Origin of the sequence: Pseudomonas sp. B21-015, from assembly GCF_024749285.1 — a bacterium.
Classification (GTDB): Bacteria; Pseudomonadota; Gammaproteobacteria; order Pseudomonadales; family Pseudomonadaceae; genus Aquipseudomonas.
In genome coordinates this window covers 6,213,941-6,234,928 of record NZ_CP087196.1, presented here as the reverse complement: position 1 = coordinate 6,234,928, position 20,988 = coordinate 6,213,941, and the positions used below count along the sequence as shown (strand labels likewise).

The 20,988-nt window shown below is 59.1% G+C and carries 19 protein-coding genes and 3 pseudogenes; 7 read left to right on the top strand and 15 right to left on the bottom strand.

What is annotated here, in order from left to right:
• The 4 genes from tauA to LOY38_RS28410 form a co-directional block, all read right to left on the bottom strand.
• Entirely contained in the window at positions 1-978 is a 978-nt protein-coding gene (gene tauA, locus LOY38_RS28425; RefSeq protein WP_258698056.1) for a taurine ABC transporter substrate-binding protein, read from the bottom strand.
• A 277-nt stretch (positions 979-1,255) separates the two neighbouring features.
• Positions 1,256-2,839 (bottom strand): glutamate--cysteine ligase, encoded by a 1,584-nt coding sequence (gene gshA, locus LOY38_RS28420; RefSeq protein ID WP_258698055.1) that lies wholly within the window; start codon positions 2,837-2,839, stop codon positions 1,256-1,258.
• Between the two features lie 256 nt (positions 2,840-3,095).
• The gene (locus LOY38_RS28415; RefSeq protein ID WP_258698054.1) at positions 3,096-3,479 is read right to left on the bottom strand and encodes a PaaI family thioesterase; all 384 of its coding nucleotides are present in this window, start codon (positions 3,477-3,479) and stop codon (positions 3,096-3,098) included.
• Positions 3,479-5,803, bottom strand: a complete 2,325-nt coding sequence (locus LOY38_RS28410; protein WP_258698053.1) for a Tex family protein — start codon at positions 5,801-5,803, stop codon at positions 3,479-3,481. Before LOY38_RS28410 ends, LOY38_RS28415 begins: the two co-directional genes overlap by 1 nt.
• 359 nt (positions 5,804-6,162) lie before the next feature.
• Between LOY38_RS28410 and ompR the strand changes: the two genes are divergently transcribed.
• Positions 6,163-6,903 (top strand): two-component system response regulator OmpR, encoded by a 741-nt coding sequence (gene ompR / locus LOY38_RS28405; protein ID WP_258698052.1) that lies wholly within the window; start codon positions 6,163-6,165, stop codon positions 6,901-6,903.
• Positions 6,904-7,018: 115 nt separating this feature from the next.
• Entirely contained in the window at positions 7,019-8,332 is a 1,314-nt protein-coding gene (locus LOY38_RS28400) for an ATP-binding protein (protein WP_258698051.1), read from the top strand.
• 165 nt (positions 8,333-8,497) lie between these two features.
• On the opposite strand, the gene rimK is transcribed toward LOY38_RS28400, so the two are convergent.
• Positions 8,498-9,403: a 30S ribosomal protein S6--L-glutamate ligase gene (rimK, locus tag LOY38_RS28395; RefSeq protein ID WP_008005189.1), complete on the bottom strand. Its 906-nt coding sequence runs from the start codon at positions 9,401-9,403 to the stop codon at positions 8,498-8,500.
• A complete protein-coding gene (locus LOY38_RS28390; RefSeq protein WP_172901254.1) occupies positions 9,400-9,861 on the bottom strand; it encodes an ATP-dependent zinc protease in 462 nt (153 codons plus the stop codon). The genes rimK and LOY38_RS28390 overlap by 4 nt, the downstream gene beginning before the upstream one ends.
• A 231-nt stretch (positions 9,862-10,092) precedes the next feature.
• Here LOY38_RS28390 and LOY38_RS28385 point away from each other — a divergent pair, with 231 nt between their 5' ends.
• Complete coding sequence (locus tag LOY38_RS28385; RefSeq protein ID WP_258698050.1) at positions 10,093-10,500, top strand: RNA-binding S4 domain-containing protein; 408 nt, start codon at positions 10,093-10,095, stop codon at positions 10,498-10,500.
• Between the two features lie 10 nt (positions 10,501-10,510).
• Here LOY38_RS28385 and LOY38_RS28380 read toward each other — a convergent pair.
• Positions 10,511-10,643, bottom strand: a pseudogene (locus LOY38_RS28380) (phosphoesterase); the annotation flags it as partial.
• Positions 10,644-10,746: 103 nt separating this feature from the next.
• Between LOY38_RS28380 and hslO the strand changes: the two are divergent.
• Both hslO and LOY38_RS28370 read left to right on the top strand, forming a co-directional pair.
• A complete protein-coding gene (gene hslO / locus LOY38_RS28375) occupies positions 10,747-11,649 on the top strand; it encodes an Hsp33 family molecular chaperone HslO (protein WP_258698049.1) in 903 nt (300 codons plus the stop codon).
• A gap of 179 nt (positions 11,650-11,828) precedes the next feature.
• Complete coding sequence (locus tag LOY38_RS28370; protein ID WP_258698048.1) at positions 11,829-13,370, top strand: phosphoenolpyruvate carboxykinase; 1,542 nt, start codon at positions 11,829-11,831, stop codon at positions 13,368-13,370.
• A 215-nt stretch (positions 13,371-13,585) separates the two neighbouring features.
• Here the strand turns inward: LOY38_RS28370 and LOY38_RS28365 are convergent.
• From LOY38_RS28365 to LOY38_RS28340, 7 genes and pseudogenes are all read right to left on the bottom strand, one after another.
• Positions 13,586-14,234 (bottom strand): annotated as a pseudogene (locus LOY38_RS28365) (Fic/DOC family protein).
• A pseudogene (locus tag LOY38_RS28360) lies at positions 14,234-14,356 on the bottom strand (YhfG family protein); the annotation flags it as partial. The pseudogenes LOY38_RS28360 and LOY38_RS28365, both read right to left, overlap by 1 nt.
• A gap of 127 nt (positions 14,357-14,483) precedes the next feature.
• Entirely contained in the window at positions 14,484-14,972 is a 489-nt protein-coding gene (locus LOY38_RS28355) for a helix-turn-helix domain-containing protein (protein WP_258698047.1), read from the bottom strand.
• 82 nt (positions 14,973-15,054) lie between these two features.
• The gene (locus LOY38_RS28350; RefSeq protein WP_258698046.1) at positions 15,055-15,408 is read right to left on the bottom strand and encodes a DUF1493 family protein; all 354 of its coding nucleotides are present in this window, start codon (positions 15,406-15,408) and stop codon (positions 15,055-15,057) included.
• Between the two features lie 69 nt (positions 15,409-15,477).
• Complete coding sequence (locus tag LOY38_RS28345; protein WP_258698045.1) at positions 15,478-15,777, bottom strand: hypothetical protein; 300 nt, start codon at positions 15,775-15,777, stop codon at positions 15,478-15,480.
• A gap of 333 nt (positions 15,778-16,110) precedes the next feature.
• Positions 16,111-16,275 carry a hypothetical protein gene (locus tag LOY38_RS30485; protein WP_339524638.1) on the bottom strand — a complete coding sequence of 55 codons (165 nt, stop codon included), beginning with the start codon at positions 16,273-16,275 and terminating at the stop codon, positions 16,111-16,113.
• A gap of 78 nt (positions 16,276-16,353) precedes the next feature.
• Positions 16,354-16,647 carry a hypothetical protein gene (locus LOY38_RS28340; RefSeq protein ID WP_258698044.1) on the bottom strand — a complete coding sequence of 98 codons (294 nt, stop codon included), beginning with the start codon at positions 16,645-16,647 and terminating at the stop codon, positions 16,354-16,356.
• 307 nt (positions 16,648-16,954) lie between these two features.
• Here LOY38_RS28340 and LOY38_RS28335 point away from each other — a divergent pair, with 307 nt between their 5' ends.
• On the top strand, positions 16,955-17,458 hold the full coding sequence (locus LOY38_RS28335; protein WP_258698043.1) for a polysaccharide deacetylase: 504 nt from the start codon (positions 16,955-16,957) through the stop codon (positions 17,456-17,458).
• A gap of 125 nt (positions 17,459-17,583) precedes the next feature.
• Here LOY38_RS28335 and LOY38_RS28330 read toward each other — a convergent pair whose 3' ends face one another.
• Positions 17,584-18,531 (bottom strand): transposase, encoded by a 948-nt coding sequence (locus LOY38_RS28330; protein WP_258696476.1) that lies wholly within the window; start codon positions 18,529-18,531, stop codon positions 17,584-17,586.
• 377 nt (positions 18,532-18,908) lie between these two features.
• On the opposite strand from LOY38_RS28330, the gene LOY38_RS28325 reads away from it, so the two are divergent.
• The gene (locus tag LOY38_RS28325; protein WP_258698042.1) at positions 18,909-20,843 is read left to right on the top strand and encodes an ATP-dependent DNA helicase RecQ; all 1,935 of its coding nucleotides are present in this window, start codon (positions 18,909-18,911) and stop codon (positions 20,841-20,843) included.
• Positions 20,844-20,988: the final 145 nt, after the last annotated feature.

Sequence of the window (20,988 nt, the reverse complement as noted above, 5' to 3'; positions counted from 1 at the left end):
TCAGTTGGTGATGTACTTGGCGCTGACGTACGGCGCGTAGTCCGGCAGCACGGCCTCGACCTTGCCCTGTTCCTTGAGGAACACAGCGGTGTCGGTGATGGCCTTGGTGGTCGGCGCGCCAAGGGTGATCACCTGATCAGCCGCCAGCGGGAAAACGTTGCCTTGCAGCAGCAACGGAATGTCGCTGGCCTTGGCGCCGGAGAGTTTCACCAGTTTGTCGACATTGCTTTGATTGGCCAGCCAGGCTTTCGGGTCTTTGCGGTAGTCGGCGTAGGCATCGAGGGTCACTTTGGCGAACGCGGTGACGATTTCCGGGTGCTTCTCGGCGAAATCCTTACGCACGATCCAGGCATCGAAAGTCGGTGCGCCGAACTTGGCCAACTCGCCCGAGGTGATCAGCACTTTGCCGTTTTCCTTGGCCACGCCGAGGGCCGGGTCCCACACGTAGGTGGCGTCGATATCACCGCGTTTCCATGCAGCAATGATCGCGGGTGGCGCGAGGTTGAGGACGGTGACTTTCGAGGGATCAATGTTCCAGTGTTTCAGCGCGGCCAGCAGGCTGTAGTGGCCGGTGGATACAAACGGTACGGCGACTTTTTTGCCGATCAGGTCTTGCGGGGTCTTGATCCCGGAACCGTCGCGGGCGACCAGTGCTTCAGCGGCGCCGATCTGGGTGGCGATGAGGAAGGTTTCCACCGGGACTTTGCGGGTGATTGCAGCCGTCAGGGGGCTGGAACCGAGGTAGCCGATCTGCACGTCGCCGGAAGCGATGGCGGCAATGATGTCGGCACCGTTGTCGAATTTGCGCCAGTCGATGTTGGCTTTGGTGGCTTTTTCGTAGGCGCCGTCGACCTGGGCGACTTTCGCCGGGTCGACGGTGGTCTGGTAGGCGACGGTCACGTCTGCCGCCTGAGCCAGGAGACTCGCTGAAGCCAGAAACGCGGCGGCCAGAAGGCGAAGAGGGGAAGTCAGTTTCATCGGGAAGCTCCTTGTCAGGCGACCGAGAGTCGGCGTGAAAAGGAGACTAAATGATATAAGAATCCGAAAATAAATAACTTTTTCGAATTACCTTATGAGCGGAAAATTCTAAGAGAGAATAGTTGTATATCGTTTTTGTGGCGAGGGAGCTTGCTCCCGCTGGAGGCCGAAGGACTCCCAAAAACAGCGAAGGTGTGTCTGATCGAACACGGTCGCAGATTTTACGGCTGCTGCGCAGCCGAACGGGAGCAAGCTCCCTCGCCACAGAGGTTTGCGTCTAATTACTGATCGCCAGAATGCTCGCCTGATACGACCCGACAAACACATCGAAATCGCCGACTTCGTTCTGTTCAAGCGTCACTTGTTGAGCCAGCGACGAGCGCGCCAGTTCTTCAAATTTAGCCTGGTCTTCGCTTGAAAGCGGTTCGCTGCGGAAGAACTCAGCATGCGCTTGGCTCTGACGCAGGGAGAACTGAGCAAAGCTTTCCTTGTGCTCGGCCATCGCCGCCAGCACCTGAGCCGAAGGCGTCAGGGACGAGTCCTTGACCTTGGCCCGTTGTGCGTCCAGCGCCTTGCTGTGGGCATCGCCGCCATGGCTCTGATCCAGCAACGCCGCCAATGGCGCAATCTTTTCCAGCAGTTCGCCGGCCCATTCCTTCAGGTCTACCGGGTGCCCGTCGCGTTGCAATTGCAGGCCCGGACGACGACCTTCCTTGACCACGCTGAGGAAGTTCGAGGTCGCGTTGCCGCAACTGGTACTGGTCAACAGCGGGCTGTCGTTCAGCGCGCAGTACAGCAGGAACGCGTCGAGGAACCGCGATTCGGTGAGGTCGATGCCCATCGGCAGGAACGGGTTGATGTCCAGGCAACGTACTTCGACGTACTGGATGCCACGGGCCACCAGCGCCTGAATCGGCCGTTCGCCGGTGTAGGTCACGCGTTTCGGGCGGATGTTGGAGTAATACTCGTTTTCGATCTGCAGGATGTTGGTGTTGAGCTGAACCCACTCGCCGTCCTGGTGTGTACCGACCTCGACGTACGGCGGGTAAGGCGTGGCCACCGCTTTGCGCAGGCTGTCGGTGTAGCTTGACAGGTCGTTGTAGCACGGCGTCAAACCGGCCTGGGCGTTGCTCTGGTAACCCAGATCGCTCATGCGCAGGCTGGTGGCGTACGGCAGGTACAAGGTGTCCGGGTCCAGTTGTTCCAACTGGTGCGAACGACCGCGCAGGAAACCGGCGTCCAGCGCAGGCGAGGCGCCGAACAGGTACATCAGCAGCCAGCTGTAGCGGCGGAAGTTGCGGATCAGCGCGATGTAGGCCGACGATTGGTAATCGCGATCGGTGCCGTCAAAGCCTTCAGCCTCTTTGAGCAGTGGCCAGAGCTTTTCCGGCAGGGAAAAGTTGTAGTGAATCCCGGCGATGCACTGCATGGTCTTGCCGTAACGCAGGGCCAGGCCCTTGCGATAGACGTACTTGAGCTGACCGATGTTGGAGGTGCCGTAATAGGCGATCGGGATGTCTTCCTCGGCCGGCAACGGGCACGGCATCGATGGACTCCACAGGTACTCGTTGCCAAGCTTGCTGTAGGCAAAACGGTGAATGCTGTCGAGGCTCGCCAGGGTGTCCGCCGGGTCGGGCAGGGCGGGCGTGATGAACTCCAGCAGCGACTCGGAATAGTCGGTGGTGATTTTTTCGTTGGTCAGCGCGGAACCCAGTTCTTCAGGGTGCGGCGTTTGCGCCAGGCGACCATCGCCGGTCACGCGCAGGCATTCACGTTCGATGCCGTGAAGGCACTGTTCGAGCAGAGAGAGGTTAGCGCGCTCGCCGAGCAGAGCCAGGCGGCGGTTGAGAAGTTCGCTCAAGTTGGATTCCTTCACGCGTCGTTCGCCCCAATATGGGGGTGGGCAAGACGGTCTACAAGGGTGAAGTTGAAACTGGCGTTTTCGCCTGGTTTTGGAACGCCACAATCCCTGTGGGAGCGAGCCTGCTCGCGAAGAGGGAGTGTCGGTCAACATTAAAGTCGCCTGGCACACCGCCTTCGCGAGCAGGCTCGCTCCCACAGAAAACTCCAGCGCTGCAGTCACAGCGCCGAAATTAACCTAAATCGATGGCAGGGAGCTACAGGACTGCGAACGTGCCTTGTGCTTTTGCGACCAGTTTGTCGCCTTGCATCACATCGGCTTCGACCACCAGCGTGCGGCGGCCCGGGTGGATTACCCGTGCCGTGCACATCACTTCACCGTCAGCGACGGCGCGGATGTAGTTGATCTTGCACTCGATGGTCGCGCTCTGCTGGTCAAAGCCATGGGTGCTGGAACAGGCCAGCCCCATGGCAATGTCCACCAGACTGAACAAGGCCCCGCCGTGCAGCTTGCCGCCGCGATTGCGCAGCTCCGGTGCCAGCGCCAGGGCGACTTGCGCCACCCCGGTTTCCAGGCTGTGCAAGCGACAGCCCAGCAGCTTGAAAAACGCGCTTTCGGTCAAGCCGGCCGGGATGTCCATCAGCGTTTCTTCAACTGCTTGGCGTTGGCGAACAGCGACGCCATGGCGTTGTTGGAAGGGGCCGCTGCGGTGGTTTCCTTGCGCGGTGCGCTGTTCTGGGATTGGCGCGGTGCCGAACCCGGACGTGCACCGCGAGCGCCATCGATCTTCTCGCCCGGGGTATCGCTCATGCGCATCGACAAGCCAACGCGTTTGCGCGGGATGTCGACTTCCATGACCTTCACCTTGACCACGTCACCGGCCTTCACCGCTTCGCGCGGATCCTTGATGAACTTCTCCGAAAGCGCGGAGATATGCACCAAACCGTCCTGATGCACGCCGATGTCGACGAACGCGCCGAAGTTGGTCACGTTGGTGACGACGCCTTCGAGGATCATGCCCGGTTGCAAGTCCTTGAGGTCTTCGACGCCCTCCTGGAACTCGGCGGTCTTGAACTCGGGACGCGGGTCGCGGCCGGGTTTTTCCAGCTCTTGCAGAATGTCGGTGACCGTCGGCAGGCCGAAGGTTTCGTCGGTGTACTTCTTCGGGTCCAGGCGCTTGAGGAACGTGGCGTCGCCGATCAGCGAGCGAATGTCGCGGTCGGTTTCGGCGGCGATGCGTTGCACCAGCGGATAGGCTTCCGGGTGAACCGCGGATGAATCCAGCGGGTTGTCGCCGTTCATCACGCGCAGGAAACCGGCGGCCTGTTCGAAGGTTTTTTCACCCAGACGGGCGACTTTCTTCAACGCCGCACGGGTTTTGAACGCACCGTGCTCGTCGCGGTGGCTGACGATGTTCTGCGCCAGGGTCGCGTTGAGGCCGGAGATACGTGCCAGCAACGCCACGGAGGCGGTGTTGACGTCCACACCCACGGCGTTCACGCAGTCTTCGACTACTGCGTCCAGGCCGCGCGCCAGTTTCAGCTGCGACACGTCGTGCTGGTATTGGCCGACGCCGATGGATTTCGGATCGATCTTCACCAGTTCAGCCAGCGGATCCTGCAAGCGACGGGCAATCGACACCGCGCCACGGATCGACACGTCCAGGTCCGGGAATTCCTTGGAGGCCAGTTCCGACGCCGAGTACACCGATGCACCGGCCTCGGAGACCATGACTTTGGTCATCTTCATGGCTGGGTATTTTTTGATCAGCTCAGCGGCGAGCTTGTCGGTTTCGCGGCTGGCGGTGCCGTTGCCGATGGCGATCAGGTCTACCGAATGCTTGGCGCACAGGGCGGCGAGCACGGCGAGGGTCTGGTCCCACTTGTTGTGCGGCACGTGGGGGTAAACCGTGGCGTGGTCCAGCAGCTTGCCGGTGGAGTCGACCACGGCGACCTTGCAACCGGTGCGCAGGCCCGGGTCGAGGCCCAGCGTTGCGCGGGGGCCGGCCGGCGCGGCCAGCAGCAAGTCGTGCAGGTTGTGGGCGAACACGTTGATCGCTTCGGTTTCCGCGCCATCGCGCAACTCACCCAGCAGGTCGGTTTCCAGGTGCGTGTAGAGCTTGACCTTCCAGGTCCAGCGCACCACTTCGCCCAGCCATTTGTCGGCGGCGCGGTTCTGGTTCTGGATGCCGAATTGCTGACCGATCATGCCTTCGCACGGGTGCATGGTGCCCGGCAGCTCGTCGCCGACTTTCAGCGCGGAGCTCAGAATGCCTTCGTTGCGGCCACGGAAAATCGCCAGCGCGCGGTGCGATGGCATGCTTTTCAGCGGTTCGTCGTGCTCGAAGTAGTCGCGGAATTTGGCGCCTTCCTCTTCCTTGCCGGCGATCACGCGGGCACTGAGGGTGGCTTCCTGCTTGAGGTAGTTGCGCAACTTGTCCAGCAGGCCAGCGTCTTCGGCGAAGCGCTCCATGAGGATGTACTTGGCGCCTTCCAGGGCGGCTTTCACATCGGCCACGCCCTTTTCGGCGTCGATGAAGCGCGCGGCTTCGGTTTCCGGGCTCAGGGTCGGATCGTTGAACAAACCGTCGGCCAGCTCGCCGAGGCCGGCTTCCAGGGCGATCTGGCCCTTGGTGCGGCGCTTCTGCTTGTACGGCAGGTACAAGTCTTCGAGGCGGGTCTTGGTGTCGGCGAGTTTGATGTCGCGCTCAAGTTGCGGGGTCAGCTTGCCTTGCTCTTCGATGCTGGCAAGGATGCTGATACGCCGTTCATCGAGTTCTCGCAGGTAGCGCAGACGCTCTTCCAGATGACGCAATTGCGTGTCATCGAGGCTGCCGGTCACTTCTTTCCGGTAGCGGGCGATGAAGGGCACCGTGGAGCCTTCATCGAGTAGCGCGACGGCCGCTTCGACCTGTTGTGGGCGTACGCCGAGTTCCTCGGCGATGCGGCTGTTGATGCTGTCCATAAAACCACCTGACAAATTGTGAAAGCAGGCTCGCAGGCGCAAAAATAAAGGCTCGGCGAGTCTGGTTGAGCGGCCTGGCGTGCGCCGCTACCTGGATCAACAGGCTTCCCGTTGACCCGTGAAATCGAACAATTACTGCCAGCGCCATGAAAAAAGAGCGGCTACCAGCAGTAACGATCAGACGTTGCCTGACACAAAAGGCCGCGCATTATAACCAGCGTTCTGACATTCGGGGGCATCACTGGCTGTAGGCACAATGCCCGGCTTTCTGGCGGTGAAGGAAAAATCTGCTAACAATGCACACGGTGCGTATAACGGCAGCTAGGCCATAATGCGCACCGAGATCAAAGGAGCATCCAATGAGCAGCACTGCACAAACTGCTGAAGGCGAAAAAATTCTTATCGTTGACGACGATCCGGGGCTGAGCAGCCTGCTGGAACGTTTTTTCGTCAGCAAGGGCTACCGTGCCCGCGCCGTACCGAACACCGAACAGATGGACCGCCTGCTGGCGCGTGAAGTGTTCAACCTGGTCGTCCTCGACCTGATGCTGCCCGGCGAAGACGGCCTGACCGCCTGCCGCCGCCTGCGCACGGCGAACAATCAGATTCCGATCATCATGCTCACCGCCAAGGGCGACGAGCTGAGCCGCATCAAGGGCCTGGAACTGGGCGCCGACGATTACCTGGCCAAGCCGTTCAACCCGGACGAGCTGATGGCCCGGGTCAAAGCGGTGCTGCGGCGCCAGGCGGCACCGGTGCCGGGCGCGCCGGGCAGCGAAGACGAAAACGTGACCTTCGGTGATTACGTGCTGTCCCTGGCCACCCGCGAACTCAAGCGCGGTGACGAAGTGCACATGCTCACCACCGGTGAGTTCGCGGTGCTCAAGGCCCTGGTCATGAATGCCCGTCAGCCGCTGACCCGCGACAAACTGATGAACCTGGCCCGTGGCCGCGAGTGGGATGCCCTGGAGCGTTCCATCGACGTGCAGATCTCCCGTCTGCGCCGGATGATCGAGCCCGATCCGTCCAAACCGCGCTACATCCAGACTGTCTGGGGCGTGGGCTACGTGTTCGTTCCGGATGGCGCCGCCACCAAGTGATCGGCGATTTGTAGGAGCGGGTCTTGTGGGCAGCGGGTCAGAGGACCTTGCCCGCAGACTCGCGATCCGCAATATGCGAGCATCGCTCGCTCCTGCAAGTGTGTAGCGGTTATCCATGAAAACCCCTGTTTGGTTCCCCCAGAGCTTCTTCTCCCGCACCCTGTGGCTGGTGCTGATCGTCGTCCTGTTCTCCAAGGCGCTGACCCTGGTTTATCTGTTGATGAACGAAGACGTGCTGGTGGACCGCCAATACAGCCACGGCGTCGCCCTGACACTGCGTGCCTATTGGGCTGCCGATGAAGAAAACCGCGCCAGGATTGCCGATGCTGCGACCCTGATTCGGGTCGTCGGCGCCGGTGTGCCGGAAGGCGAACAACACTGGCCGTACAGCGAGATCTATCAGCGGCAGATGCAGGCGGAGCTGGGTGCCGACACCGAAGTCCGATTACGCATGCATTCCCCGCCGGCGCTGTGGGTCCGGGCGCCCAGCCTGGGCGATGGCTGGCTGAAAGTGCCGCTGTACCCGCATCCGTTGCGCGGCCAGAAAATCTGGAACGTGCTCGGCTGGTTCCTCGCCATTGGTCTGCTGTCGACCGCCTCGGCGTGGATTTTCGTCAGCCAGCTCAATCAACCACTGAAACGTCTGGTCTATGCCGCGAGGCAACTCGGTCAGGGCCGCAGCGTGCGCCTGCCGATCAGTGATACACCGAGCGAGATGACCGAGGTCTATCGCGCCTTCAACCAGATGGCCGAAGACGTCGAACAGGCTGGTCGCGAGCGCGAGCTGATGCTGGCCGGGGTGTCCCACGACCTGCGCACGCCTCTGACCCGTTTGCGGCTGTCCCTGGAGCTGATGGGCGACCACAGCGACCTGACGGATGACATGATCCGCGACATCGAAGACATGGACGCGATTCTCGACCAGTTCCTGGCGTTCATTCGTGATGGACGTGACGAGTCGGTGGAAGAAGTGGACCTGAGCGATCTGGTTCGCGAAGTCGCCGCGCCGTACAACCAGAACGAAGAGAAAGTGCACTTGCGCCTGGAGCCGATCCAGCCGTTCCCGCTGCGTCGGGTGTCGATGAAGCGGCTGCTGAACAACCTGATCGGGAATGCCTTGCATCACGCCGGCAGTGGAGTGGAAGTGGCGGCTTATGTGTCCGGGGATACCAGCGCACCGTATGTGGTGCTGAGTGTCATGGACCGTGGGGCGGGGATCGATCCGTCGGAACTGGAGGCGATCTTCAACCCGTTCACCCGTGGTGATCGTGCCCGGGGTGGGAAGGGGACCGGGTTGGGGTTGGCGATCGTGAAGCGGATCGCTTCGATGCATGGCGGCAATGTCGAGTTGCGCAACCGGTCCGGTGGCGGGCTGGAAGCGCGGGTGCGGTTGCCGCTTGGGTTGATGTTGCCGCGGGATGCTGTCTGAGCGCCGTACACAACCTCTGTGGCGAGGGAGCTTGCTCCCGCTCGGTTGCGCAGCAGCCGCAAAACCCGGCAACCGTATTTCAATAAAAGAATACGGTTGCCGGAATCGGGAGTCCTTCGGCCTCCAGCGGGAGCAAGCTCCCTCGCCACAGGGACCGAGTAAGCTTCAACCTTTCCCTTTGGTCCGCGTCATATTCGGCCCGCCATTCTTCTCCAGATGCTCAATGATGATCCCCGCCACGTTCTTCCCGGTGGTGGTTTCAATCCCTTCCAGCCCCGGCGACGAGTTCACTTCCATCACCAGCGGCCCGTGATTGGAGCGCAGGATATCCACCCCCGCCACAGCTAAACCCATGACCTTCGCCGCGCGCAATGCGGTCATGCGTTCCTCCGGGGTGATCTTGATCAGGCTCGCACTGCCACCGCGATGCAGGTTGGAGCGAAACTCCCCCGGCTTGGCCTGGCGCTTCATCGCCGCAATCACCTTGTCGCCAACCACGAAACAACGAATGTCCGCGCCGCCGGCTTCCTTGATGTATTCCTGAACCATGATGTTCTGCTTCAGGCCCATGAACGCCTCGATCACTGACTCTGCCGCCGTCGCCGTTTCACACAGCACCACGCCGATGCCCTGGGTGCCTTCCAGCACCTTGATCACCAGCGGCGCGCCGTTGACCATCTCGATCAAGTCGGGAATGTCGTCCGGGGAGTGGGCAAAACCGGTGACCGGTAAACCGATCCCTCGGCGCGACAGCAATTGCAGCGAACGCAGTTTGTCTCGCGAACGGGCGATGGCCACCGATTCGTTGAGCGGAAACACCCCCATCATTTCGAACTGGCGCAGCACCGCGCAGCCATAAAACGTTACCGATGCACCGATCCGCGGGATCACCGCATCGAAACCTTCCAGCGGTTTGCCGCGGTAGTGGATTTGCGGCTTGTGACTGGCAATGTTCATGTAGGCGCGCAGGGTATCGATCACCACCATTTCATGGCCACGCTCCATACCGGCTTCGACCAGACGACGGGTGGAATACAGACGCGGGTTCCGCGACAGCACAGCGATCTTCATGCAACACCTGTGGAGAGGGTAGATACCGGGAACACCGGCTTGTCTTGTACATATTTGATGCCCGGATTGACCACTAACTGGCCGTCGATCAGGGCTTTGGAGCCGAGTAACAGGCGATAACGCATGGACTTGCGGCAGGCGAGGGTGAACTCGACCCGCCAGACCCGATCACCGAGGGCCAGGGTGGTGCTGACCACGTAGCGCATCTGCGCGTGGCCGTTGGAGCTTTTAATGGTTTTCATCGTCACCAGCGGTGCTTCGCAGCGCCGGTGCCGCAATTGCACCACCGTGCCCAGGTGCGCGGTGAAGCGCACCCACTGTTCGCCGTCGCGCTCGAACGGCTCGATGTCGGTGGCATGCAGGCTGGAGGTGCTGGCGCCGGTGTCGATTTTTGCCCGAAGGCCCGCGACTCCCAAATCCGGGAGCGCCACCCACTCGCGCAGACCGACAACGGTCAAATGGTCAAATGTCTTCAAAAGTGCTCAACCGGCAAAAACCGCTCAGGCCGCGTGCGGCCGAATTCGCGGTATTCACGCAGAATAATGGGTAAAAGGCGACAGATATCTACTGCCCGGATTTTCATCCCTCAAACGGGGGGGAATGCCTGCATTCTAATCCACAGCGTGGTGATTCATGGCACGACAGAAACGGTAGTACAGTTCATCGATATTTCAGAATGAGGTCATTCCATGGCACAAAAAAGCGAAGAGGACGACAAGGTCCGTCTCGATAAATGGTTGTGGGCCGCGCGTTTTTATAAAACACGTGCCTTGGCCAAGGCCGCGATTGAAAGTGGCAAGGTGCATTGCCGGGGCGAGCGCTGCAAGCCGGGCAAGGAGCCGAGGGTCGGCGACGAGTTTCAGATCCGCACGGGCTTCGAAGAGCGCACGGTGGTGGTCCAGGCGCTGTCGATCGTGCGCCGTGGCGCGCCGCAGGCTCAGGCCCTGTATGCCGAAACCGAAGCCAGCGTTGCCAAGCGCGAAGCGGCTGCGGCCATGCGCAAGGCCGGGGCGTTGGGCGTGAGCACCGACGGCAAGCCGAGCAAGAAGCAGCGCCGGGATCTGTTCAAGTTTCGTGGCAGCAGCAACGACGAGTAGTGACGGCCGTCGGGTGCAGACTTGCAATCGCCCACCTGTGCAGCCATATGGGGGTATTCGCCAGCGACGCATTGAGCAGTTGAAAATACCGCTCGTCGAAAACCGAGGTTTGGCCTTGCTTGGAACAACCCCGGATTGTCCATAAAATGCCTCCATGGCTGAACTTGGCGCACTCAAAAGCGCTGCCATTGCGCGACTTCCATTTTTGTAACCTTTTTTTTGTCACCAATTCAGATACCCAGACCTATGACCGATCTACCGGATACCGACTACACCCAACGCTTCATCTTCGATGACAGCGACACCCGCGGCGAACTGGTGGCGTTGGAGCGTAGCTATGCCGAAGTCCTCGCCAAACACGCCTATCCGGAGCCGGTCGCGCAACTGCTGGGCGAGCTGATGGCCGCGGCAGCGTTGCTGGTTGGCACCTTGAAGTTCGATGGCTTGCTGATTCTTCAGGCCCGTTCCGAAGGTCCGGTGCCGTTGCTGATGATCGAGTGCTCCAGCGAGCGCGAAATTCGCGGCCTGGCCCGTTATCACGCCGAGCAGATCGCGCCGGATGCGACCCTCGCCGACCTGATGCCCAATGGCGTGTTGGCGCTGACCGTCGACCCGACCCAGGGTCAGCGTTACCAGGGTATCGTCGACCTCGACGGTGCGACCCTGTCGGAATGCTTCACCAACTATTTCGTCATGTCGCAGCAGGTTGGTACGCGTTTCTGGCTGTACGCCGACGGCCGTCGTGCCCGTGGTCTGTTGCTGCAGCAATTGCCTGCCGATCGTCTGAAAGACGAAGAAGAGCGTGCTGCCAGCTGGCAGCACATCACCGCGCTGGGTGGCACCCTGACCGCCGATGAATTGCTGAGCCTGGACAACGAAACCGTGCTCCATCGCCTCTACCATGAAGAGCAAGTGCGCCTGTTCGATGTGCAGAAACTACGCTTCCGTTGCAGCTGCTCTCGGGAACGCTCGGGCAATGCGCTGGTCAGTCTGGGTCTGGAAGATGCTCAGAAACTGGTGGTTGAACATGGCGGCAGCATCGAGATCGATTGCCAGTTTTGCAATGAGCGCTACCTGTTCGATGCGGCCGATATCACCCAATTATTCGCCGGTGCAGGGGTTGATACGCCGTCATATACCCGGCACTAAAACGCTTCAGCGCAGGTAAATTCACTGCTTAACGCCGGAATAACGCCGTTCTGACGGGAGGGCCCTACACTTTTTGGGCTTTTCTGGCATAATCCGGCCCACTTTTTTCGCGGTAGTAGTGCACGACTTTCTACTACAAAACGTTTGGAGCACTCGGCCACTGGCCGACGGGGAACCTCATGACGCAAGCCAATAACGCCGTGTACACCGATCTAAGTGTTGATGATCTGGTTAAACAAGCCCTGAATCGCGGTGAAGGCGAGCTTGCCGATACCGGCGCGCTGGTTGTTCGCACCGGTCACCGTACCGGCCGTTCGCCAGTCGATCGTTTCATCGTTGAAGAGCCGACCACCCAGGACGCCATTGCCTGGGGCCCGATCAACCGCAAGTTCCCGGCCGACAAGTTCGATGCCCTGTGGGCTCGCGTCGAGGCGTTCAACAACGCGCAAGAGCATTTCGTTTCCCACGTGCACGTAGGTTCGGCTGAAGAGCATTACCTGGCCGTGAAAATGACCACCCAGACTGCTTGGCAGAACCTGTTCGGTCGTTGCCTGTTCATCAATCCGGCCCAGTACAACCCGGCCGGTCGTGAAGAGTGGCAAGTCCTCAACGTCGCCAACTTCGAGTGCGTGCCAGAGCGTGACGGCACCAACTCCGACGGCTGCGTGATCATCAACTTCGCCCAGAAGAAAGTGCTGCTGGCGGGCATGCGTTACGCCGGCGAAATGAAGAAAGCCATGTTCTCGGTGCAGAACTTCCTGCTGCCGGCCGCCGATGTGTTGCCAATGCACTGCGCCGCCAACATAGGCGAAGAGGGCGACGTGACCCTGTTCTTCGGTCTGTCCGGCACCGGCAAGACCACCCTGTCCGCCGACGAAAGCCGTTACCTGATCGGTGACGACGAACACGGCTGGGGCGAGGGCGTGGTGTTCAACATCGAAGGCGGTTGCTATGCCAAGTGCATCGACCTGTCCGAGAAGAACGAGCCAGTCATCTGGAAAGCCATCAAGCACGGCGCAGTCTTGGAAAACGTCGTTATCGACGACGCCAAGCACGCCGACTACACCGATGTCAGCCTGACCCAGAACAGCCGCGCTGCTTACCCACTTGAGCACGTTGCCAAGCGTTCCGAGAAGAACCTCGGTGGCGAGCCGAACGCAGTGATCTTCCTGACCTGCGACCTGACCGGCGTGCTGCCGCCAGTGTCGATCCTCAATGAAGAACAAGCCGCTTACCACTTCCTGTCCGGCTACACCGCACTGGTGGGCTCAACCGAAATGGGTTCCGGCAGCGGCATCAAGTCGACCTTCTCCACCTGCTTCGGCGCACCGTTCTTCCCGCGTCCGGCTGGCGAATACGCCGAACTGCTGATCAAGCGCATCCGCGGCTTCGGCTCCAAGGTCTACCTGGTCAACACCGGCTGGACCGGCGGCGGCTACGGCGTCGGCAAACGCTTCAACATCCCGACCACCCGCGGCGTGATCGCAGCGATCCAGAGCGGCGCGTTGATCGGTGCTGAGACTGAGCACTTGGACACCATCAACCTTGACGTGCCATTGGCTGTGCCGGGCGTTGAGACTGGCCTGTTGAACCCACGTAACACCTGGGCTGACAAGGCTGCTTATGATGAGGCTGCCAAGGCGCTGGCTGGGTTGTTTGTTGAGAACTTCAAGAAGTTTGATGTGAGCGACGCGATCAAGGCTGCTGGGCCGAAGTTGTAAGAGCTGGTTTGATGTAATGAGAAAGCCGCCCTTTGGGGCGGCTTTTTTGTGGGCGCTGATTCATTTCCCTTGAAGCAGAACTGGCAATATTCCCGCAGTAAACACGCTAAACAGCCAGAATAATTCCACTTCTGCTGTCTTGAACCACTAGGTCTCTTCCACTTCCCGCGTGTCCCACCGTTGCTTCTTGATTGCTTTATAGAGCATGCCAATGGTTAGCGGGACTTTGTCGCCACGTCCCTTGGCCCGGTGCTTGAGGTACACGGTATCGACGTGTCCAACGGGTCACCAATGCAACGCTCGAAAATAGCTTCCAGCCCACGGTAGTCGCACGTTACGGCGTCGATGTTAGCCGGGATCCACGCGGCGTCTTTTACAAGCCACCAATCGACTGCAAATCCTGCGTTGATGATGATTTGTTCAAACAAAATGCGTTGAGCTCGACCGTTTCCTTCACGAAAGGGGTGGATAACGTTTAGGTCGCCGTATGTCTCAGCAACGTTAACAACTAGCTCAGCTTTACTGCTGCCTACGAACCAGGCAGCGCATTCCATGGCACGAAAGATCTTTTCGGCTTCCGGGATGATTCGTTCTGCCGTACAAAAAAGCGTGTCGCCCTTCTGGATATTCACTGTTCTTAGCAATCCGGCCCATTCGTAGACGTCACAAAACAGGGACTTATGAATATGCTTCAGGAGGCAGAGGTCGTACGGAGGGGGAAGGAGACGAAGTTTGCTGACGGCAATTTCTGAGAGTTCTCGCTCTGCTTTTTGTAGCTGCTTCCTGGATGTTGAGCAGGTTATGCAGAACGTCGCTATCGGCGTAACAATAGGGGTCTTGGCCGACCCCGTATTTATCCACCATTAACGTGGATTCTGACGATATTTTTTGAGTACCGATTCCCGTGTCGGGAGCGGCTTTTCGGCATCGGCACGCGTGGTGTCGAAGCCTTCAAGACGCAAGCTCGCCAAGTAGTTCGACCGGCGGGGGTGCAATGTTCAAGTGTGGCTCAAACGACTTGGCAAATAGGTTGGTATTTTTGATGCTTTGGAGCTTCTAGACTGCAGGTTTTTCCAGCCTTTGAGCCATGCGCGCCAGAATATGCCTCACTCGTTATGTGTTGGGGGCTGGCTTGTTTTTTCTTGTCAGTAAAGCGGACAGCGAGTGGGTATTCAGCGGGAAGTCGCGAAGATCACTCTCGCTGAGAGACCACTTACGAATAACGCTACCTGTCTGAGCGCCGGATGGTTTGCTTGCTTTGGTGGCGGTTATGCTTGGTTCGCGCCCTGGTTTTTTAGCCTTTGGGCCTGGGGCTCGACTTAACTGAGCATCTTGTAGTCGACGTCCCGTTTCATCGGATTCGCCTATCTTGTTCAAGTCTTGCTCCAGACCCAATGCGTGCATCACCGACAGATAAGCACCCATTGTCACCCCCGCACCACCAGACTCCAGAGAACGCAATGTCATGACAGACATACCGGCTCGCTCTGCCACTTGTTTCGCTGTCGGCCTTCGACGTAAACGAGCCAGTTTTAGGCGTTCGCCGAGGTCGGTAAGCAGTCGTGCAATACGCGGGAGCAGTGGCGCTGTTTTTCTAGCCATGAAGCTAATATGCCTTCACTTCTGAGGTGATAGAGCCAGAATAATTGCAGTTGTGCGTGCTGTTTCAGACGCGGCATCTGCTTTATTGGCTTTCCAGTTCCTGTGTATCCCAGCGTTGGGTCTTGATGGCTTGATAGAGCATGCCGATGGTCAGGGGGACTTTGTCACCGCGCCCCTTTGCCCTGCGCTTGAAATGCACATCAAAACCATCCGGCTGAAAGTAGCGATAGGCATCGTAGTCCACGAAATCGATCCCGAACTGTTCTTCCAACGCTTCCATCAAATGCAGCGCATCAGCACCGTTGCAGCCCAGGTCGAAGTTGATCGAGGTGGTGAGACTGATGGTTTTGCGTTCGGGCAGGCCGAGTTCTTCGTGCAGCAACTGCATGAGCAGGTGCATGGTGTGATCGTCGGGGAAGTTGGGAGCGAGGTTCATGGTGCGTCGTCCGTAAGGGGTATGTTTGATCGTTCTCACGCGGAGCGTGGGAACGATCTTCACTCAGCGTCAGGCCGGCGCTTTCCAGCCCATCATGCGTTGTTGGGCGACTTGTAGCAGGTCGCAGCCATCCTGGGTTAGCAAGAAGAGTGCGTGGGTGATGTGGGGAATGTCTTCGACATCACCGTCTTTGAAGCAAGTGCAGTGCAGGGTTTTGAGGAGATCACTGGAGGCCCGGATGCGTTGGAGGGCGGCTTCGAGGATGTCTTGGGGGTTGGTCTCTGTGTCGATGATCAGGGGCGGCGAATCGGTGAGATTGGTTTGGAGCGGGAGGTAGCGATTGTTTGTGGACGGATTCCATTTATTCATTTTATGTATTCTCAAATGCATCAGATGAAGCCACCACCATCGTGACCAAGCGATGGAGGCGGACTGTGTTCGGGTTGGTCAACCGGTGGAATCCATAAAGGCCGGCACGCCTTAAGGCGTCCCAAACACAGCCACCATATAGCGTGCAGACACTTGAGTGCCGGCAGCATACAACGGACGCGTTTATGTATTCCATCGGGTGACCAAGCCCGAGCCGCTGATTTGGCAGCGACAGTCACGACTATAGGTGTGAGCCACCGGGTGGCGATAGGCGACAAGGTGTCTTCGGTTGTAGGACCGGGATGAAGCTTAGATAGGGCGTTGCTTACAGACTCATCGCTTGAGCAATTTGTCTCGTTTGATTGCCATCAGGTGTGTGACTTCTTCATCTGGAATGCTGGGGCGAGGGGCGTCGAGGCTGGTTTGTACTTGTGCTTTGAACCATGCGTCGCAGGCCGTTTTGTCGAGTTGTTGAGTGTCGGATGTTTCGCTTCTCATCTGGTGGACCGCGTTATCGTTCTTCGCGAGCAAGCCCACACAGGGGGATTGTGGTGGAGTTGGGGGTTGTTTTTTGCATCAAACCGCTGTGGTTTTCGGCAGGCGTTGTCGGGCGATTTCGAGCAGTTCGTTGCCGTCCTGGGTCAGCAGGTACAGCGCGTTGACGATGTTGGGAATGTCTTTCACGTCGGCCTGTTTAAAGCACAGGCAATAGAGCGTTTCGAGCAGGTCGCTGGCGGCGCGGATGCGTTGGCGGGCGGCGTCAAGGATTTCGTGCGGGCTGGCTTCGGTGTCGATGACCAACACCGGGGTGTCGCTGTAGCTGGTTTTGAGCGGGCGATAGCGGTCTGTTAATGAGTGGCGCGTGTTCATCGAAGTCAGTCCTGTGGAAAGTCGGGCAGTCTCGCCGGCAGGCCGACACAGTGTTTCAGCCGCGTCGAAAACTATAGAGGGACGCGCCGAGGCGCCGCAAGGTGCTGAAAATGGACAGGTTTTGTAGGGGGATTACCGGCGTTATCGCCCTTTTCCTACGCACACCCCGACTATTTTTTAAGCTTTTCCCCTAGAGGTCGATATTCCTACGGGATTGTCAGGCGCTTCTCAGCAAACCTCTGTATGGTGCGCGCCAGAATCTATAGGACGTTTCTAAGCGTCCGTTACACGCTAAAGGGAATTAGGTATGCAGTGGCTCCGTATGGCCTCGATTTTATTGCTATGGGCCGGTGTTTGTCGGATGGCGGGCGCTGCCGACGTCGGTCATTCGGTGCTCCTTGCCAACATGGCCCGCACCGGTTGGCCGGATGCGCTGACTAGCCAGGCAGACGTCGACACCGCGTCCCGTGCCGAGGTGCTGATGGTGGGCAAGGCGCTGCTGGCCAGCGAAGCGCTGGATGAACAGGGGCTGAAACAGCGACTGGGCGTGCAGGCTGTGAAGCTGAAGTCGGTCAGGCAAGTGCGTGACGGGTTGTGGGATCGGTTGCTGGTCACCTACCGCAGCGCCAGTCAGAACTGCGACGATGAACCCTTCTGCCCGCGTGTACGCAGTGTCGCCGATTTGCGTCAGCTGGCGGCGGCGTTCACCGGCGAAATCAGCCCGGCCCATGCCGTTTGGGCGAGCAGGAGCCAGGTGTTTCATGAGCAGGCGCTGGATGAGCAACTGCGGGTGGCGGTGTTGATGCCTTGAGTTCGCTGATGGTTTGGCGCTGATTGTGCTGGCCTCTTCGCGAGCAAGCCCGCTCCCACATTAGACCGGGTCCCCAGGTAAGAGCGCGGTCAACTGTGGGAGATTCTATGGTTGAGGGGAAGCCCTCAACCGGCTTTTGGTTGGTATTCGCTCTGCCCTTTCAGCAGAGCGAATACGATCCGAGCAAGCTTGCGAGCCAGTATCACCAGCGCCTGAGTGGTGCTGAAGCCCCGAGCTCTTTGCTCTTCGTAAAAGCCTTTCCAGGCAGGCGTACGGCTGGCCGACATGGCTGCATTGTGCAAAAGCCGGCGGGCTTCCGGGTCACCTCGCTTGGTCAGACTCCGACGACCATCCTTTTGTCCTGACTTCGACACGCGCAGATCCATTCCCAGGAAGGCAATAAAGGCATCCGCGTTTCTGAAGTCGCCCCGCTGAAACGCCGTGAGCAAGCGGGCTCCGGTCAAAAATCCAATGCCTTCAACTTTCACGCAACGCTTCAACTGACCGAGCAAGCCGGCTTCCTTCAGATGATTATTAATCGTCTTTTCGACCAGCGCCTCAAGCTGCTGCATGGATTTCACTTGCTCGGCAAAAGCTGTCTTCAACAGTGGCTCATTCGCCCAGCTTTGCACCAGGCCGACCCGCGCCTGAACCAAGGCTGCGCGACGACGGAAGAGGCTCAGGAGCTGGCGGTACAGCGGTGATGGCGGGGTCCATGGATGAAGATCATCACCTTCGTTCTTCAGATAGCGAGCGAGCAGCCTGGCATCCAGCGCGTCGGTTTTGGCACGGACATTCACCCCTTTGCGGTAATGGCTGAGCTCATAGCCACCCACCATGTAAATCGTGCAGCCGGCCTCATAGGCCAGATCAGCGAACTCCAGGTGATAGATATTGGTCGATTCAATAGCTACCGCGACTGTCCCTGGCAAGGCCTTCAACCACGTCTTGATGGCTGCTTTGTTGTTGGGAATCTCTTCAAGCAGGTCAAGTTCGGCGCGATAGATCACCAGTTCGTTCTTGGCGACATCCACGCCTACGATCGGCTGTGTGACAGAAACCGGCATTGCCATTGTATTTCCTCCGGGATATGGTTTTGAACACTTGAAGGGCTCACTCAGAGGCGCAGGCTTGTTCCTATCGTCGGTCTAGCCAGATGCATTCTTTATCGGCGCTTGGGTGAAAGGAGGAGGGGCGAAATCTCCCACGGATCTGTACTGCGTCAACAGTCAGAATCGGGCTTTGTCCCTCCTCCTCCCTTCAAGTCCTACCATACAAGCGGGCTTGCTCGCGAAAGCGATCTGCCAGCCGCCCCATTCTCCAAGCCTTGCAGTCTCCCCGAACTATCCGCTGTATCATCCGGTATCGTTTTTGCCCCCGACCTTTTCTCGACTCGCTGCGTTCGCCGGCTAGGCTTTGGGCTTCGCAGCGGTCAACGGAGTGACAGCTTATGCACAACACCCTGGAACAGGTTTTCGGTTATCCACAGTTTCGGCCCGGCCAGGAGGCGGCGGTCAGCGCGGTGCTGGCCGGACGCTCGGCGGCGGCGATTTTCCCTACCGGCTCGGGCAAGTCTCTTTGCTATCAATTACCGGCCTTGTTGCTGCCGCACCTGACATTGGTTGTGTCGCCTTTGCTGGCGTTGATGCAGGATCAGTTGGCGTTCTTGCAGCGCCACGGGATTGCGGCGGGCAGTATCGATTCGGCCCAGAGCCGCGATGACGCCAGCGATGTGATGGCCCGCGCGAAGTCCGGGGAATTGAAGATTCTGATGATTTCCGTGGAGCGCTTGAAGAACGAGCGCTTCCGCCATTTTTTGCAGCAGGTGCCGATCTCGCTGCTGGTGGTGGACGAGGCCCACTGCATCTCCGAGTGGGGCCACAACTTCCGCCCCGACTACCTCAAGCTGCCGGACTATCAGCGCCAGTTCAACATTCCCCAGGCTCTGCTGTTGACCGCCACCGCGACACCCAAGGTGATCGCCGACATGGAAGCCAGATTCGCCATCGCCCCTGAAGATGTGGTGACCACCGGTTTCTACCGACCCAACCTCAATTTGTTGGTGGAGCCGGTACGCGGTCAGGACAAGCGCCGACGTCTCGTCGAATGGATGAGCCAGCGCCCCGACCAGCCGAGCATCGTCTACGTCACCCTGCAGAAAACCGCCGAGCACATTGCCGAGCATTTGAGCAGGAATGGCATTCAGGCCGAGGCCTATCACGCCGGTTTGCCCCACGAACAACGGGAAGGGATACAGAAGCGGTTCATGGGCGGGCAGTCCAATTGCATCGTCGCCACCATCGCCTTCGGCATGGGTATCGATAAAAGCGATATCCGCAATGTGGTGCATTTCGACTTGCCCAAATCCATCGAAAACTACAGCCAGGAAATCGGCCGCGCCGGCCGTGACGGGCAGCCGTCCGACTGCCTTGTATTGGCCAACCGTGACAGCCTCAACGTGCTGGAAAACTTCGTCTACGGCGACACGCCGGAGCTGGACGGCATTCGTTGCGTGCTCGATGAGCTGCAAGCCGCCGCGCCCGAGGGGCAGTGGGAGTTTCTGCTGGGGCCTTTGGCCGATCAGAGCAACATTCGCCAGTTACCGCTCAAGACCTTGCTGGTACAGCTGGAGCTGCGGGGGTTGATCGCTCCGCGCTATGCCTATTACGCCGAATACCGCTTCAAGTATTTGCAGGAGCCCGAAGCGTTGCTGGCCCGGTTCGAAGGTGAGCGCAGGGACTTCGTCTCGGCGATCATCAAGACTTCCAGCCGCGCACGGACCTGGGCCACGGTGAATTTCGATGCACTGTATGAACAGCATTCCGCCGAGCGCAGTCGGGTGGTCAAGGCGCTGGACTATTTTCAGGAAAAAGGCTGGGTCGAGCTGGAAAGCAAGCAGATGACCGAGGTCTACAGCCTGCTGAAAACGGACTTTGATTCCCAAGCCCTGAGCGCCGAACTGCACGCCTGCTTCACCCAGCACGAGCGCACCGAGATTGCACGGGTTCACGCCATGCTGGATCTCTTCGCCACCGACCACTGTCTGGGCTATCGCCTGGCGGAGTACTTCGGCGACGAAAACGCACCGCAGCGGTGTGGGCATTGTTCGGTGTGTCACGGCCACGTAGCGCGGCTACCCGAGCCGCCGGAATTGCCGGCGCTTGTGGATAAAAGCTTCGAGGCGCTGTGCGGTGATTTTATCCACAGGCATGAGCTGCACACGGGGAGTGTTCCATCGGCAGAGCGCGTGACGCGGTTTCTGTGCGGGATCAGCGTGCCGCTGTTTACCAAGCTCAAGGCGCGATCGATTCCGGGGTTTGCGGCGTTGGAGGATTATCCGTATGCCGAGGTTCGGGCGTGGGCCGAAGCGCATTTGCCAAGTTGAAAGACGGTCAATGTGGGAGCGGGCTTGCTCGCGAAGAGGCCATCACATCCATCCGCTGAATGTCGCCCATCACAGGAATAAACTTCAAAAACACCCATGGGCTGACTATGGTGAGGACTGTCTTTGGATCGCCAACAAGAGAACA